Source organism: Streptomyces malaysiensis subsp. samsunensis, from assembly GCF_024519315.1.
Classification (GTDB): domain Bacteria; phylum Actinomycetota; class Actinomycetes; order Streptomycetales; family Streptomycetaceae; genus Streptomyces; species Streptomyces malaysiensis.
Window position 1 is genome coordinate 14,045 of sequence record NZ_JANIIC010000067.1, and the last position, 16,580, is coordinate 30,624.

Here is a 16,580-nt window from a genome sequence, read left to right on the forward strand (position 1 = left end):
TCCCGACACGACAGTCCGGGAGGCGGCATTCGCCTCCCGGACCGTTCCGCCGCCCGCGGGGAATGAGGCGGCGGCGTCCCCCAGCCCACTGGATCCAGTACAGCGGGCCGACCCACGCAGGATCCATCGAAACGTCCGCGCCGCGACTGAGACAGAGCGCACACACGGGCGCACAGCCACACACACCGGGAGCACACGTCACGCCCCGCACGCCCGTTCGTACAAGAATCTCGCCATCCGGGACACCACCTCTTAACGGTCGGGATGCGGCGAACTACGCTGGGTTTACGAATGCCCCGCGCTTATGCAGGGGCGGCCGTCGGTGCTGTCGAGGGGTGCGCATGTCCAGGGAGCCACGCGGGCCGAACGAAAAGCTCGGCACCGTTCTCGCCCTCGCTGGGATCAGCAATGCCGGGCTCGCGCGCAGAGTCAACGACCTCGGCGCCCAGCGTGGCCTGACGCTTCGCTACGACAAGACGTCCGTCGCGCGCTGGGTGTCCAAGGGCATGGTCCCCCAAGGCGCCGCGCCACACCTGATTGCGGCTGCGATCGGCAGCAAACTCGGGCGGCCCGTCCCCCTGCATGAGATCGGCCTGGCCGATGCCGATCCGGCCCCCGAGGTCGGTCTCGCCTTCCCGCGCGACATCGGCCAGGCCGTCCGCTCCGCCACCGAGCTCTACCGGCTGGATCTCGCGGGTCGGCGCGGTGGGGTGGGCATCTGGCAGAGCCTGGCCGGATCTTTCTCAGTAAGCGCGTACGCCACCCCGGCCTCGCGCTGGCTCATATCCCCCGCCGACAGTTCGGTGGCCCGCGAGCCCAAGGACGCCGAGGACGGCGCCACCACCGCGAGCGCCGCCGGCGGGGCGGCGGACGCCATACAGCCGCTGCGCGTCGGCCACAGTGATGTCACCAAGCTGCGCGAGGCCGCCGAGGACGCGCGCCGCTGGGACTCCAAGTACGGCGGCGGCGACTGGCGTTCGTCCATGGTTCCCGAATGCCTCCGGGTGGACGCGGCCCCCCTGCTGCTCGGCTCGTACAGCGACGAGGTCGGCCGCTCCCTCTTCGGCGCCACCGCCGAACTGACCCGGCTCGCCGGGTGGATGGCCTTCGACACCGGCCAACAGGAGGCCGCGCAGCGGTACTACATCCAGGCGCTGCGCCTCGCCCGCGCCGCCGCCGACGTCCCCCTGGGCGGCTATGTGCTGGCGTCGATGAGCCTCCAGGCCACCTATCGGGGGTTCGCCGACGAGGGCGTGGACCTCGCCCAGGCCGCCCTGGAGCGCAACCGCGGCCTGGCCACCGCCCGCACCATGAGCTTCTTCCGGCTCGTGGAGGCGCGTGCCCAGGCCAAGTCCGGGGACGGCCCGGCCTGCGGCGCGGCCCTGAAGTCCGCCGAGGGCTGGCTGGAGCGCTCGCGGGCGGGCGACGCCGATCCGTCCTGGCTCGACTTCTACAGCCATGAGCGGTTCGCGGCCGACGCCGCCGAGTGCTATCGCGATCTCCGGCTGCCGCGCCAGGTGCGGCGCTTCACCGAGCAGGCGCTGGCCCGGCCGACGGAGGAGTTCGTACGGTCGCACGGGCTGCGGCTCGTGGTGTCCGCCGTCGCCGAACTGGAGTCCGGCAATCTGGACGCGGCCTGTGCGGCGGGCGCCCGTGCCGTGGAGGTCGCCAACCGGATCTCGTCCGCGCGCACCACGGAGTACGTACGCGACCTGATGCGGCGCCTCGAGGCGTACCGCGACGAGCCGCGCGTCGCCGAGCTGCGCGAGCAGGCCCGGCCGCTGCTGGTGGCCCAGGCGTGAGCGGCCGGGGTGAGTGGTGAGGCGGGAGCGGTTCGGAATGAGCACGGAGGCGAGCGCCGCCCGGGACGAGCGCTTCGGACGCGAGTCGCCCGGAATCGGAATGAGCGGCTCGGTGTGAATCGATCCCTGTGCCCGGTGTGACCGACGTGACCGGTGTGACCAGTGGCGTGACCGGTGGGCCTAGCCCGGACCCTAGTCCTCGCAGGGGTTTCGGGCCGCTGTCAGCGGCGCAGGTCATGATAGGGATCGACGGTCGGGCGACTGAACGGTGTGGCGCGTGGGGAGGTGACATGGCGTGACGGCGTTGGACTGCGATGTGCTGGTGATCGGGGGCGGGATCGTCGGCATGTCGACGGCGTATGCGATCACGCGCGCCGCGCCCGGCACCCGCGTGACCGTGCTCGAGAAGGAGGCGGGCCCGGCGCGCCACCAGACCGGGCGGAACAGCGGCGTGATCCACAGCGGTATCTACTACCGGCCGGGGTCGCTCAAGGCGCGGTTCGCGGCGCGCGGTGCCGCGGAGATGGTGAAGTTCTGCGCCGAGCACGGCATTCCGCACGAGGTCACCGGCAAGCTCATCGTGGCCACGGAGCGCTCCGAGCTGCCGAGGCTCCACGGCCTCGTCCAGCGCGGCAGGGAGAACGGCATCCCGGTGCGCGAGCTGGGCCCCGCCCAGATCGCGGAGTACGAACCATGGGTGCGCGGACTCGCCGCGATCCATGTCGGCACCACGGGCGTCTGCGACTTCGGCGCGGTGGCGGCCCGGCTGGCCCGGCTGGCCCAGGACGCGGGCGCCTCGGTGCGATACGGGGCGCGGGTGCGCACCATCGGCCGGCGCCCCTCCGCGGTCGCGGTGCGTACGGCGGACGGCACCGTGCTGCGCGCACGGGCCCTGGTCAACTGCGCGGGGCTGCACTGCGACCGCGTCGCCCGGCTGGCGGGCGACGACCCGGGCATGCGGATCGTGCCCTTCCGCGGTGAGTACTACGAGCTGGTGCCCTCCCGCGCCTCACTGGTGAACGGTCTGGTGTACCCGGTGCCCGACCCGGCGTTCCCGTTCCTCGGCGTCCATCTGACCCGCGGCATCGACGGCGGCGTCCACATCGGGCCCAACGCGGTCCCGGCCCTCGCCCGCGAGGGGTACGCCTGGCATACGGTGCGCCCGCAGGAGCTGGCCGGCACGCTGGCGTATCCGGGCTCCTGGCGGATCGCCCGCCGCCACTGGCGGTACGGAGCGGGTGAGCTGCGGCGTTCCCTGTCCAAGCGGGCCTTCACCGACGCCGTGCGCCGCCTGCTGCCCGATGTGACGGCCGACGACCTGATAGCGGCCCCGGCGGGCGTGCGCGCCCAGGCGGTGCTGCCGGACGGCACGCTGGTGGACGACTTCCTGATCTCGCAGTCGCCCCGGATCGTCCATGTGCTCAACGCCCCGTCGCCCGCGGCCACGGCCTCGCTGCCGATCGGCCGGGAGGTCGCCCGCCGAGTGCTGGAGACGCTGGGGGCGGGCAGGGTGCGGGGGGCGCGGTAAGGGGGTACGGCAGGGCTGGGACGGCACCGCCTGGCGGCCCACGGTCGGGTTGCCCGTTGATCGGGCTGCTCTTACGTCCGGGCTCGGCTGCTCGTACGTCCGGACCCGACGGCCCGTCGTCCCGGCCCTACTGTCCGTACGTCCGGGCCTGGCTGCCCGTACGCCCGGCTGCCCGTCCCACCGCCGCGACCAGCCGGGCACCGATTAACCGGCCGCGCACCGCCCAACGGGGCTGGACCGCCCCGGCGCCCCAGCCCCCGGCGCCCCAGCCGCCGTATCGGCCCCGCCGTCCTCCCCGCCTCCGCCCGTAGAATCGAAGCACTGTGTCCGAGAATCCCACCGCCCCCGATTCCCACGCGAAGCGCGCTCTGGCCGCCCCCCGTGACCGCGGCGAGCCGATGTTCCCCGGCGGCCCCGTGGCCGATCCGGCGGGCTCGCACCATGAGCGCCGCATCCGCTCCTTCCGCCCCCGCCGAGGCCGGGTGACCCCGGGCCAGGGCGAGGCGCTGCGCCGCCTGTGGCCGCAGTGGGGCCTGGACATCGACGGGCTGAGCCGTATCGACCTGGGTGAGATATTCGCCACTGAGGCGGGCCCGCGCCCCGACCTTCCCGTCGTCCTGGAGATCGGCTTCGGGATGGGTGAGGCCACCGCGCAGATGGCCGCCGCCGACCCCGGCACGGGCATCCTCGCCGCCGACGTCCACACCCCCGGCCAGGGCAATCTGCTCGCGCTCGCGGAGCGGAACGGTCTGGACAACGTCCGGGTCGCCAACGGCGACGCGATCATCCTGCTCCGGGAGATGCTGGCCCCCGCCTCGCTCTCCGGGCTGCGGGTCTTCTTCCCCGACCCCTGGCCCAAGAAGCGGCATCACAAGCGCCGCCTCATCCAACCCGAGTTCATCGAGCTCGCCGCCACCCGGATGAAGCCCGGTGCGCTGCTGCACTGCGCGACCGACTGGGAGCCGTACGCGGAGCAGATGCTGGAGGTCCTCTCGGCGAGCCCGGCCTTCGAGAACACCCAGGCCGACGGCGGCTACACCCCCCGTCCGGGCTTCCGGCCGCTCACCAAATTCGAGAGCCAGGGGCTGGACAAGGGACATCTCGTCCATGACCTGGTCTTCCGCCGCAACGACACATAACGACCCCAAGGGGATGGGCATAACCCCTGAGTCCCCCCTTCCCCCTTTCGTTAGGGTCGGTTGAGTGCATCAGTCCCCGCCCCCGCAAGAGCCGCCCGAACCACCACCGGCCACGCCGCCGCACGGCGCTCCGCACGCCACGCCGCACGGAGCGCCGAACGAGGCGGCGCATGGCGTACCTCACGAGGCGAGGCAGGACGCACCACCGCAAGGCGCACCGTACGAGCCGAGGCTGGACGCACCGCACGACGGGCCGTACGAGGCGGGCCACGTGGCACCGCACGCCGCGCCGCACGAGACTCCGTACGGCACGCCTTACGGCCCCCCGTACGGAGCTCCTTACGGTGGCCAGCACCCGTGGTTCGAGGCCGGGGCCGCACCGGCGGGCTGGCCGCAGCCGCCTCGTCAGGGCCTGTGGGGCCCGGACGGCCGCCTCGCCCGCCTGTGGCACAACAGGGCGCTCCGGGCCACCGCGCTCACCGGTCTGCTCACGCTCTCCGGCCTGATCATCCTGGCGCTGGTGCGCGAGCAGACGGGCACCAAGGGCTTCCTGGTGGGGCTCGGCCTCGCCGTCCTCCCCGTACCGTTGATCATCGCGGTCTTCCGGTGGCTGGACCGCGTGGACCCCAAACCCTGGCGAAACCTTTTGTTCGCCTTCGCCTGGGGTGCGTGCGCCGCGACCTTGGTCGCGCTGATCGCGAACGGCTTCGCCACCGAGTGGCTCATGACGACCGTGGACTCCTCGTCCCCCACCGGCCAGGCCGACGCCGACACCTGGGGCGCCACCTTCATCGCGCCGTTCGTGGAGGAGAGCGCCAAGGCGGCCGCCGTCCTGCTGCTCTTCCTCTTCCGCCGCCGCGACTTCAACGGGCTGGTCGACGGGGTCGTCGTCGCCGGAATCACCGCCACCGGTTTCGCCTTCACCGAAAACATCCTCTACCTCGGCTCGGCCTTCGTCAGCGACGAGACGCTCGGCTACTCCGGCATCCGGTCCACCACGGCCGCGACGTTCTTCATCCGCGCCGTGATGTCCCCCTTCGCGCACCCCCTCTTCACCGCGATGACGGGTGTGGGCTTCGGCATAGCCGCCGCGACGGCACGGCACCAGCGCGCCCGCCGCGTCCTCATACCGATCGCGATGCTGCTGACCGCGATGGTCCTGCACGGCGTCTGGAACGGCTCGGCGTCCCTCGGCGGCTACGGCTTCCTCATCGTCTACGCCCTGTTCATGGTCCCCGTGTTCGGGCTGCTGACCTGGCTGACGCTCTGGTCCCGCGCCAAGGAACTGCGCGCCATACGGGAGCAGCTCACCACCTACCAGGCCGCCGGCTGGCTCACCCCGCCCGAGCCCATCGCGCTGTCCTCGATGCGCGCCCGCGGTATCGCCCGCGACCTCGCCCGCCGCACCCACGGCGCGGCGGCGGCCCGTGCGGTCGGCGAGTACACCGCCTTCGCGACCTCACTGGCGCTGCTGCGGCGGCGTGCGCACCGGGGTACGGCGGGGCCGGACTTCACGACGCGCGAGAAGGAGCTGCTGGACCGTCTGTGGGAGCGGCGGGAGACCGCCCAGCCCGCCCTGGCCCACGCCGCGCTGTCGGTGCCGCTCCCCCGGCCCCGCCGCGTACCCGTGCCGGCCCCGGGCACGCTGCCCGCACCGTTCTGGCCCGCGGGGCCGTACAGCGGCGGATACGGATACGGCGGCGGTGGAGGCGGACAGGGGTTCGCGTACGGCAGCGGGCACGCAGGCGGCGACGGGTACGGGTACGGGTACGGGAGCGCGCACGGGCACGGATACGGGGCCGGCGGGCACGGCGGCTACGGATACGCCGGGCCGGGGTACGGCACCCAAGCCCAAGCCCAGGCCCAGGCCCAGGCCCAGGCCCAGGTCCAGTACGACGCTCAGGCCCAGTATGGAGCCCAGCCGACGTACGCCCCGTGGGGCACCCCTCCCCCGCACGGCGCCCAGCCACCGCGGACCCCGCAGCCGCCCGCGGCCCCGTCGGCGCCCCGCACCTCCCCCGTGCCGTACGGCACCGGCGCCCCCGAAAGCCATCTGTAACCTCCCGCCCCTTTCGGACGTGTTCCTACATAGAAGCGGGGAGCACGCGGGGGCGCGGGGGATTCATGTCAGAACCATCACCTTCATTCACACCATCCGATTTCGACCAGTTCTATACGGCTACGGCGAAGCGGCTCGTGGCCGCGGTCTATGCGGCGACGGGCGACCTGGCCGAGGCCGAGGACGCTGTGCAGGAGGCGTACGCCCGGGCGTGGCAGCGCTGGGACCGTCTGACCGCCGAGGGCGATCCCACGCCCTGGGTCCGTACCGTCGCCCTGCGCCTCGCCGTCAGCTCCTGGCGCCGCGCCCGTAACCGCATGCGGGCCCACTTCCGCCATGGCCCGCCCCCCGATCTCCCCGACCTCGCCCCGGACCGGGTGGCGCTGATCCATGCCCTGCGCGGCCTGAAGCCCGAGCAGCGCACGGCCGTGGTCCTGCACCACCTTCTCGATCTACCCATTGAGCAGGTGGCACGGGAGACGGGTGTCTCCCCCGGCGCCGTACGCACCCGGCTGAGCCGTGCCCGCAAGACCCTCGGCTCCCATCTCGCCGACGCCGATACCGACCCCGACACCGATGCCGGCTCCAGCGTCGGCGCCGAGGCACCGGCACCCCATCCGCCCGCCTGCCACCCGAAGGGGGTGCCCTCCCATGGCTGATCTGGACGAGCGCCTGCGCGATATCGCCCGCGGCGTCGAGCCCTCCATACGTCTGGCGCACCCGGAAGCCGTGCGTGCGCGGGGCCGTCGGCGCCGAGCACGGCAGCGCGCCGCCATCACCGCCGCGGCCGTTCTCGCGGTGGCCGCCGTGACCGCGGGCTCCTGGCGGCTGCTGCCGGGCGACGACTCCACCCGTACGCTCCCGGCGGCCCCGCCCGCCCCGCGAACGGACCGCCTCCCGGGGGCGCCGATCCCCGCAAGCGCCCTCCTTCGTCCCTCGGCGCTGCCGTTCGACGCGATGACGCGCTGGAAGACGGTCGGCCCCACCGTCGAGTCCACCGACGCCACCGACACCACCGGCGGCGGCCGGGCACCGCTGCTCGACCTCTCCCCCGGCTGCCGTCTCGACGGTCCGCACCCCCTCGCCCAGCGCACCCGCGACTACCAGGGCCGCAAGGCGGAGCGGGCGCGTCACACCATCAACGCCTATGCGAGTGGCGGCGAAGCCGCGAAGGTCTTCGCCTCCCTGGAGCAGACGCTCAAAGACCGCTGCGCCCGCCCCAAGGCACTGGGCACCACCCCTCCGGCCAAGCCCACGGCCGACCGGCCGACCACCATCACCTACGGCTGGCGCTCGTCCCGCGCACCGCATGACGCCCAGGTCGTCCTGATGCGCTCGGGCGCCCGGGTCGCGGTGCTCCAGACCGAGGGCATCGGCAGCCCGTCCGGCGACTACACCGACGGCCCCTCCGCCTACTGCGTATCGGTCTCCCTCTGGCGCCTGGATCCCACCGCCACCGCCTCGCCAGGCCCGTACCGGAGCAACCCCGAGGAGGCGAAGAGGCGTTGCTGACCCACTCGTGCCCTCCCACCGCCCCTCATGACTCCCGCAAGAGGTCCTCTGTGCACTCCATCCGTTCCCTGCGCGCCCTCGCGGTGCCCGCCATCGCCGTCATCCTGCTCGTCGGCTGCCAGTCGGCCTCGAAAACCGCCTCGGTGGACCCGGCCGACGCCAAGCCCGCCCGGATCACCATCACCCCGGGCAGCGACACGGCGGCCATAGCCCCCGACGCCACGGTCGAGGTGACCGCCTCCCACGGCACCCTCACCAAGGTCCGCGTCGTCCCCGACGGCGCCGGTTCCCAGGCCGTCACGGTCACCGGCGCCCTCTCCCGCTCCAAGAGCAGCTGGCACTCCACCCGCACCATGACCCCGGGCACGGCCTACACCGTCGAGGCCACGGCCACCAACGCCGCCGGCAAGTCCGCCGTCCAGCACTCCACCTTCCGCACCCGCACCGCCCAGCAGATCAACGGCGTCACCGTCACCCCGTCCAAGGGCTCCACCGTCGGCGTTGGCCAGCCGGTATCCCTGGCCTTCGACCACCCGGTGCGGAACAAGGCAGCGGTGGAACGCCACCTCTCCATCTCCACCAGCCCGAAAACCGAAGGCTCCTGGGGCTGGACCAAAGACCCCCTCACCGGCCTCGAGCGCGTCGACTGGCGCCCCAAGACCTACTGGCACAAGGGCACCAAGGTCACCCTCCAAGCCCACCTCAGCGGCGTGAACACCGGCGACTCCCGCTACCTCCGCCGCGATGTCTCGACGACCTTCACCATCGGCACGCCCCGGATCTCCAAGGTCGACATCAAGAACCACACGATGACGGTCTACGAGGACGGCCAGAAGCAGAAGACCACCCCCATATCCGCCGGCCAGCCCTCCTACCCCACCTGGAACGGCACCATGGTCGTCCTCGACAAGGCCCCCATGGTCAACATGACCAGCGAGTCCGTCGGCATAGCCGACCCCTACGACAAAGACGTCCCCTGGGCCGTCCACCTCACCACCTCGGGCACCTACGCCCACGCCGCCCCCTGGAACGAGGGCCGCGGCTACTTCGGCCAGACCAACATGAGCCACGGCTGCGTCGGCATGTCCCTCGCCGACGGCAAGTGGTTCTACAACCGCGCCACCCAAGGCGACATCGTCCACATCACCGGCTCCACCCGCGCCACGGTCTCCCCCGGCAACGGCTTCGGCGACTGGAACCTCCCCTACCCCTCCTGGCAAAAACTCAGCGCCCTGCGCTGAGCAGGCCGCTTGTGATGCCAGCGCCGCCCGCAGCATGCCGTGGGCGGCGCGCTACCTGAATTAATACGCTTATAGCGCTAACCTCTGGGTCAACCATGATTCTTGGATCTTCGGGGACCCACGTTGGACATCGCGCCTGGTGAGAAGCGCAAGCGTACGGCGATACAAGACCTCTACGGTGGCAATCGGCAAGCAGGAATCGCGCACTCGCGCCAGAGCCCTAACGTGCTCTTGTTCTCCAACCCCGGCCGGGGCCATCAGGTCGGCTACTTCGACGGCTGGGGAGCCGACGGCTACTACCACTACACCGGGGAAGGTCAGAAGGGCGATCAGGAGATGACCCGGGGAAACCTGGCCATCCTTCGACACGTCCAGGAAGGGCGCGCCCTGCACCTGTTTGACTCAGTGGCGCGGGGCGTCGTGGCCTACATGGGCGAGTTCACTCTCGCCACGGATACCCCCTGGTACTACCAGGATGCGCCGGACGCGCAGGACGAGATCCGAAGCGTGATCATGTTCCGCCTCAAGCCTGTCGGTACCGTGGCAAAGCTCGGTGAGAACCTCGCCTTCACCCCACGCAGCGAGGACGTCGTTGAGGACGTCGCGGTTGAAAAGCACCAGACGGAACGAATGCTCGTCAGCTCGAAGACACAGGAGCGCGAGGCAGAGCGGCGCGAGGCACCATTGGTCACCGCCTATCGCGACTACTTGCTACAACGTGGTCACACCGTCACGCGTAAGAAGATCATCCCGGCCGGAGAGGTCAGGCCCCTTTATACCGACCTCTTTGACACCACCGACCATGTCTTGATCGAGGCCAAGGGCAGCGTGGCCCGCGAAGCGGTGCGCATGGCCATAGGGCAGCTCTATGACTACCGGCGGTACATCACGCCCGCACCGTCCCTGGCCGTGCTGCTGCCCTCGCGCCCGCGACGAGACCTAATCGACCTGTGCAACGTGTCGGGGGCGAGGGTGGCCTGGCCCGAGGGCAGAGCGTTCAAGCTCGAGTGACTCGAGCCACCAGCCCAAGGCCCGTGCGCTGTCTTCCAATCCAGGCCCAGTGTCAGAGGCGATTGGTAGAACAGGAGCATCACCTAGCCCACTTCGAGGAGAGCTGCCCATGGCCGATCACCTTGCGGACCAAGCGGCGCCGGTGCCTGGGCTGTATGAGCGGCTGATCACCTCTCGGATGGAGGAGCAGCTCAATGCCCTGGATGCCAGCGGATGGAAGACCATCCGGCAGCAGGTCGGCGAACACTCCTCGCCTCATGTGCTCGCCCGTCACATCGGCGAGACCGTCCGGCAGATCTTCGTCTCCCTGTCGACCGAAGAACAGGTCGTCGCGGCGAATCACATCCTCAAGTCGATGAACACTCTCGATGGGGCCAAGAAGTGGGTGGACCTTGTCTCCGACGGGCCCCACCAGCTGACGGCCATTGCGGAGCAGGAAGCGCCGGGCGTCTATAGTATTCGTCCGGCCACACCGCTGTCCGAAACAGCGCTCATCACCAACGCGCCCGAGGATCCAAATCTTGGCTTCGAGCTGAGGGCCGAGTTGGCCACGGCCGACCGCGTCGATCTGCTCTGCGCGTTTGTGAAGTGGCATGGTCTGCGCGTCCTGGAAGAGTCGCTCAAAGCGGCTCGCGATCGTGGAGTGCCCATCCGCGTCATCACGACCACCTATATCGGCGCTACGGAGCGACGTGCGTTGGACCGCCTCGTGACGGAGTTCAATGCCGAGGTCAAGGTCAACTACGAGTCGCGATCCACCCGCCTCCACGCGAAGGCGTGGCTGTTTCGACGCAACAGTGGCTATGACACTGCCTACGTGGGGAGTTCCAACCTCTCCAAGACCGCGCTTCTCGACGGCCTGGAATGGAACGTCCGTCTGTCATCCGTGGCGACGCCACCGGTGCTACGGAAGTTCGAGGCGACCTTCGACTCGTACTGGGCCGAGCCCGCCTTTGAGCCCTACGATCCCGAGCGCGATGCCACCCGGTTAGACGAGGCGCTCACTCTGGCCAGCGGTAAGCAGAAGACCGATACCCACGCCATCAGCCTGTCCGGCCTTGAAGTACGCCCATATCCCCATCAGCAAGACATGCTCGAACGACTCCGCATCGAGCGTGACATCCACGGTCGGCACAGGAACTTGCTCGTCGCAGCGACCGGGACCGGCAAGACGGTCATAGCCGCCCTCGACTACAAGGCGCTGAAGCGCGCCCATCAAGGGCGTCCTCTCAGCATCCTCTTTGTGGCCCATCGCCAGGAAATCCTCAAGCAATCGCTGCGCACCTACCAGGAGGTGCTCGACGATGCGAACTTTGGCGAACTGCTATTCGGAGGAGAGGTGCCGAAGGACTGGACACATGTCTTCGCCAGCGTTCAGTCCCTCAATGCCCGGGTCCTGGAAGATTTCACTCCTGACCACTTCAATGTGGTGGTCATCGACGAGTTCCATCATGGCGTTTCCCCCACCTATCGGCGCATCATCGACCACTTCGAACCCATCGAGCTTCTTGGTCTGACCGCCACACCTGAGCGGATGGACGGTAGGAACGTCCAGGATGAGTTCTTCGATGGCCACATCGCAGCCGAGATGCGGCTATGGGAAGCGTTGGAGAACGATCTCCTCAGCCCGTTCCACTATTTCGGTATCGCGGACAACACTGATCTCGAAGGGCTCACCTGGAAGCAAGGCTCCTACGTCGCAAGTGAGCTCAGCCAGCTCTACACCGGCAACCACGCGCGAGCTCGGCTTATCGTCAAGGCCGTCCAGGAGAAGGTCACCGACCCGGGCACTATGCGAGCGCTGGGATTCTGCGTCAGCGTGGCACACGCGCACTTCATGGCTGACTTCTTCCGTCGGACGGGTGTCAATGCCAAGGCCCTTGACGGCTCTACCCCCACCCCTGAACGCGCCCAGGCCCTGAGAGACTTGCGTGAAGGCAAGGTACAGATCCTCTTCTCGGTCGACCTGTTCAACGAGGGGCTGGACGTCCCGGATGTAGACACCCTTCTCTTGCTCCGCCCCACCTGTAGCGCCACGGTCTTCCTCCAGCAGCTTGGCCGAGGGCTTCGGCGTACACCAGACAAGCCAGTTCTCACCGTGCTCGACTTCATCGGTCAGCACCGTAAAGAGTTCCGATTTGAAGAGCAGTTCCGTGCGCTGACGAACTTCACGCGTCATCGGCTGACCGAGCACATGGAGCGAGACTTTCCCCAGCTCCCTTCCGGCTGTCAGATCATCTTGGACCGCAAGTCCAAGGAACGGATCCTGAACAACATCAAAAGCCAGATCAACGTCAACGTACGGCAGTTGGCGCAAGAGGTTGCGGCGTACGCCGAGCCACGACTCGACGCCTACCTTCGGGAGAGCCGCCGCGAGCTCAAGGAGCTCTACCGGGCAAACAACTCATGGACGGGTCTGCTAAGGCGAGCCAAACTCCTCACCGGCGAGCCGCCTGAAGGAGAGGCTGCACTTCTCAAACGCGTCTCTGCATTTCTCCATGTCGGTGACCCACAGCGGGTGAATGCCTACCGTCGCATGCTGGCCGATGACGCCCCCGGATACGACTCGCTCGACGCACCACAGCAGGCGTACTCACGGATGCTCTTCTTCTCCTTGTGGCCGCTGGGCGGTGGGTTCAGCAGCTACGCCGATGGCTTCGAGTCGTTGCGCCAGCAGAGCGCCTTCCGCAACGAACTGAGCCAAGTGCTGGCGTACAACCTGGAGCACACCGACCACTACCCCATCCCGCTATTGGGCGAGCACAGTGGTGTACCCCTGGCGATCCACGCCTCGTACAGCCGGGAGGAGATTCTCCCGGCCCTCGGCCAGGCAGAGGTGGGGGGCTTCATGCCGGGGAATTTCCGCGAGGGTGTGAAGTGGTGCGAAGGGATCCAGACGGACGCGCTCCTGATTACCCTCGAGAAGGATGATAAGGACTTCTCACCGCAGACCCGGTACAAGGACTTCGCGATGAGCCCAGACTGCTTCCACTGGGAATCACAGAACCAAACCTCTGATTCCTCACCCACGGGCCAGCGGTATCAGCATCACAGGGAGCGGGGATCCCATGTGCTGCTCTTCGTACGGCGCTACAAGAAGACAGACATCGGGGGACCTCAGCCCTGGATGCTGCTCGGCCCTGCCGAGTACGAATCTCATGAGGGCAGCAAGCCCATGGGCATTGTCTGGCGACTCCGCCATGAGCTGCCCGCCGACGTCTGGACCTACTCGGCCATTGCAGCCGGGTAGCGGGTTCTCACCCTCGCCCATGTCCGTTTTTGGGTCGAGCGCCGGTTCGGGAGGCCAGCTGCGTAGGGTCAGGAGTAAGGAGATCCTTCGGAGTGGGAGGTATCGGGATGGCTGGAGTGCCGGCGGGGGTTGTGGCTGCGGGTGGGTTGGTCGGGGGGTATGGGGTGGCTCGGTGGACCAGGAGGCGGCCCTTGGGTGGGGTTGCTCTCGCGGCTGCGGGGGCGGTGGCCGCTCGGGGGTGGCGGGAGAAGGCCGGGAGCGGGACGGCGGCCGCGCTCAGTGCGGCCTATGTGGCCGCCTTCGCCGGGTCCCACCCGCTCGCCAAGAAGATCGGGGCCTGGCCGTCCGTTTTCGCCGTCGCCGGTGGCGTGGCCCTCGCGTCCTGGGCCCTTGCCGATCGGCGGTAGGGGTCGGTCGTAGGGCGGATGCCGGCGTAGGCGTCAACCGGGCGGGGGAGTCGTCTGTGCTTGGTGCCCGCCCGGTGTCCATTGGCCCTATTGGCTGTCGTTCGGCCCGCCCGGCCAGTCGCGGCTCAGTCCGACGCCGACGTCAGCAGGTCCAGTTCCGGCTGGGTGAGCTTGAGGTTCACCGAGGCCAGCAGGGGTGGGAGCTGGTCCACGGTGCGGGCGCTGGCGATGGGGGCCACGACTGTGGGGCGGGCGAGGAGCCAGGCCAGGGCGACCGTGGCGGGCTCGGCGCCGTGGTTGGCGGCGACGTCGTCCAGGGCGGCGAGGACCTTTTGGCCGCGCTCGGTCTCCAGGTGCTTGGCCGCGCCCGTGGAGCGGGGGCTGTCGACCGCCGTGCCCGGGCGGTACTTGCCGGTGAGGAAGCCGGAGGCCAGGGCGTAGTACGGGGCGGTCGCCAGGCCGTGGCGGGTGGCGACATCGGCCAAGTCGCCCTCGAAGGTGTCGCGCGAGACCAGGTTGTAGTGCGGCTGGAGGGCGACGTAGCGGGCCAGGTTCTCCCGGGTGGAGAAGGTCAGCAGGGCCTCCAGGCGGTCCGCGGCCACGTTGGACGCGGCGATCTCGCGGACCTTGCCCTCCCTGACCAGTTCGTCCAGGGTGGTGATGATCTCCTCCACCGGCACCGACGGATCGTCGTAGTGGGTGTAGTAGAGATCGATGTAGTCGGTGCGCAGCCGCTGGAGGGATTCCTCCACGCCCGATTTGATGGCGGACGAGGTCAGGCCGCGCGGCTCCGGGGAGCCACCGCCCACCTTGGTGGCGAGGACGATGTCGGAGCGGTTGCCGCGGGAGGCGAACCAGTTGCCGAGGATGGTCTCGGACTCGCCGCCCTGGTTGCCCGGCACCCAGGCGGAGTAGACATCGGCGGTGTCGATGAAATTGCCGCCCGCCGCCGCGTAGGCGTCGAGGACCCTGAAGGACTCGGCTTCGTTCGCGGTCCAGCCGAAGACGTTCCCACCGAGGGAGAGCGGGAAGACGGACAGGCCGCCGATCTTCCTCGTGATGTCAGCGGTGTCAGTGTTGTCAGCCATACGTTTCTACAACCGCTGGCGTACGTGTGTTGTTCCGGCCCGCCGTTCCCGGGGAGCGGCGCCGTTGGTCCGTAAAAAAACCGGCGGCCCTGGCGTCAAGGGGGGAGAGAGCGCCAGAGCCGCCGGAGTATCAGGGGGTCATCCCGTGCTGGCGCAGCCAGGGCATCGGGTCGATCGGCGAGCCGCCGCCGGGCCGGACCTCGAGGTGGAGGTGCGGGCCGGTCACATTGCCGGTGGCGCCGACGCGGGCGATGACGTCGCCCGTCGACACCTTGCCCGAGGTGACGACCATCGAGGACAGGTGGCAGAACCAGAGCTCGGTGCCGTCGTCGAGGGTCAGCACGATGCGGTAACCGTACGAACCGGCCCAGCCCGCCTGGGTGATGGTGCCGCCGTGCACCGCCTTGACCGGGGTGCCGGTCGGGGCGGCGAAGTCCTGGCCGGTGTGGTCGGCCGACCATATGTCGCCCGCCTGGCCGAAGCTGGCGGTCAGGGTGTACGAGCCGACGGGGAGGGTGTACGCGGCGGCGAGTCTGGCCTGGCGCTCGGCCGCGGCCTTCTTCTCGGCCGCCTCCTTGGCCCGCTGCTCGGCGGCCCGCTTCGCCGCGGCGGCGGCCTCGGCCTTGGCCTTCCGCTTGGCGGCCGCCTCCGCGGCCTGGTCGGCGGCCTTGTCCGCGGCGGCCTTGGCGGCGGCCTGCGCCGCGGCGGTGCGGCTGTCCTCGTCCGCCGCGTTCTGCTGGTTCTCGGCCTGCTGGAGGATGCGGGCGCGGAGCGCCTCGCCCGCGTCGGTGGTGCCGCGCTGCTCGTCCTCGTTGGTCAGACCGGCCTGGGAGAGGGGCGCGGCGGCGGTCTGCGAGCCGCCGCTGTCGTCCGACGCCCAGGAGCCGATGCCGGGCAGGTCCTTGGCGGCGGGCAGGCTGGCCTTGACCTGATCGGCGACATGTCCGAGGTCCGGCATGGATATGGGCAGTGCGGGACGGTCCTTGGCGCTGGCCATACCGCCCGCGCCGACCGCCGCGATCACGCCGACCCCGAGGACGGCGCCGCTGCGCGCCATGGTCCCGCCGCGCTGCTTGGCCACGCGGTGCCGGCCGCGTACGGGAGCGATGGACTCCTCGGTGGGGTTCCACTCCTCCCAGGTCTCGGTGTCGAATCCGGCACCCGGGCCCTCGGCGGCGCCCTCGTCCGCGTAGAAATCGTCGGGGGCGAAGCGGCCGTCCCCGGAACTCATCCCGCCGCCGGCGTCGAAGCCGGGGCCGTAGGCGGTGGCGGTCCCCGAACCGCCGCCCCGTGTGCGATACGGGGCTTCGTCCAGGACAGACCTGTTGGACGCCACGGAGGCGCACTCCTTTCCTTCCCTCTCGCCTACCGGGTTAGCTGACGGGTTCGGAGCAGGAAGGTCTCCTACGGGTCAGGTTCGACCCGATTCACCCCAAGGTGTTGGTTCCCCGGTTCCCTTGGTGCTGCTGTTGGTGCGGTACTGCCGCTGTGCGTACGGGATTCGGCGACGGCGCACGGTGCCGTCCTTGCGACGGTTGTGACG

The 16,580-nt window shown here is 69.7% G+C and carries 12 protein-coding genes and 1 riboswitch; of the genes, 10 read left to right on the top strand and 2 right to left on the bottom strand.

The window, feature by feature from the left end:
* Window positions 1-341 precede the first annotated feature (341 nt).
* From NQU54_RS39515 to NQU54_RS39560, 10 genes are all read left to right on the top strand, one after another.
* Window positions 342-1,802: an NsdA family TPR-like regulatory protein gene (locus NQU54_RS39515; RefSeq protein ID WP_257635206.1), complete on the top strand. Its 1,461-nt coding sequence runs from the start codon at window positions 342-344 to the stop codon at window positions 1,800-1,802.
* A gap of 295 nt (window positions 1,803-2,097) precedes the next feature.
* Window positions 2,098-3,330, top strand: coding sequence for an L-2-hydroxyglutarate dehydrogenase (gene lhgD, locus NQU54_RS39520; protein ID WP_100806622.1), 1,233 nt, complete (start codon window positions 2,098-2,100; stop codon window positions 3,328-3,330).
* Between the two features lie 398 nt (window positions 3,331-3,728).
* Window positions 3,729-4,469 (top strand): tRNA (guanosine(46)-N7)-methyltransferase TrmB, encoded by a 741-nt coding sequence (gene trmB / locus NQU54_RS39525; protein WP_257635235.1) that lies wholly within the window; start codon window positions 3,729-3,731, stop codon window positions 4,467-4,469.
* Between the two features lie 271 nt (window positions 4,470-4,740).
* Window positions 4,741-6,528, top strand: a complete 1,788-nt coding sequence (locus NQU54_RS39530; RefSeq protein WP_372506269.1) for a PrsW family intramembrane metalloprotease — start codon at window positions 4,741-4,743, stop codon at window positions 6,526-6,528.
* A gap of 65 nt (window positions 6,529-6,593) precedes the next feature.
* Entirely contained in the window at window positions 6,594-7,187 is a 594-nt protein-coding gene (locus tag NQU54_RS39535; RefSeq protein WP_257635207.1) for a SigE family RNA polymerase sigma factor, read from the top strand.
* Complete coding sequence (locus NQU54_RS39540; protein ID WP_257635208.1) at window positions 7,180-8,040, top strand: hypothetical protein; 861 nt, start codon at window positions 7,180-7,182, stop codon at window positions 8,038-8,040. Before NQU54_RS39535 ends, NQU54_RS39540 begins: the two co-directional genes overlap by 8 nt.
* A gap of 50 nt (window positions 8,041-8,090) precedes the next feature.
* Window positions 8,091-9,281 carry a L,D-transpeptidase gene (locus NQU54_RS39545; RefSeq protein ID WP_257635209.1) on the top strand — a complete coding sequence of 397 codons (1,191 nt, stop codon included), beginning with the start codon at window positions 8,091-8,093 and terminating at the stop codon, window positions 9,279-9,281.
* Window positions 9,282-9,404: 123 nt separating this feature from the next.
* Window positions 9,405-10,292 (top strand): SRA domain-containing endonuclease, encoded by an 888-nt coding sequence (locus NQU54_RS39550; RefSeq protein WP_257635210.1) that lies wholly within the window; start codon window positions 9,405-9,407, stop codon window positions 10,290-10,292.
* Between the two features lie 109 nt (window positions 10,293-10,401).
* Window positions 10,402-13,542, top strand: coding sequence for a DEAD/DEAH box helicase (locus tag NQU54_RS39555; RefSeq protein WP_257635211.1), 3,141 nt, complete (start codon window positions 10,402-10,404; stop codon window positions 13,540-13,542).
* A gap of 107 nt (window positions 13,543-13,649) precedes the next feature.
* A complete protein-coding gene (locus NQU54_RS39560) occupies window positions 13,650-13,949 on the top strand; it encodes a hypothetical protein (RefSeq protein ID WP_206332960.1) in 300 nt (99 codons plus the stop codon).
* Window positions 13,950-14,074: 125 nt separating this feature from the next.
* On the opposite strand, the gene NQU54_RS39565 is transcribed toward NQU54_RS39560, so the two are convergent.
* A complete protein-coding gene (locus NQU54_RS39565) occupies window positions 14,075-15,037 on the bottom strand; it encodes an aldo/keto reductase (protein WP_257635212.1) in 963 nt (320 codons plus the stop codon).
* A gap of 130 nt (window positions 15,038-15,167) precedes the next feature.
* Window positions 15,168-16,373: a M23 family metallopeptidase gene (locus NQU54_RS39570; RefSeq protein ID WP_257635213.1), complete on the bottom strand. Its 1,206-nt coding sequence runs from the start codon at window positions 16,371-16,373 to the stop codon at window positions 15,168-15,170.
* Between the two features lie 11 nt (window positions 16,374-16,384).
* A riboswitch (cyclic di-AMP (ydaO/yuaA leader) is annotated at window positions 16,385-16,522 on the bottom strand.
* Window positions 16,523-16,580 lie beyond the last annotated feature (58 nt).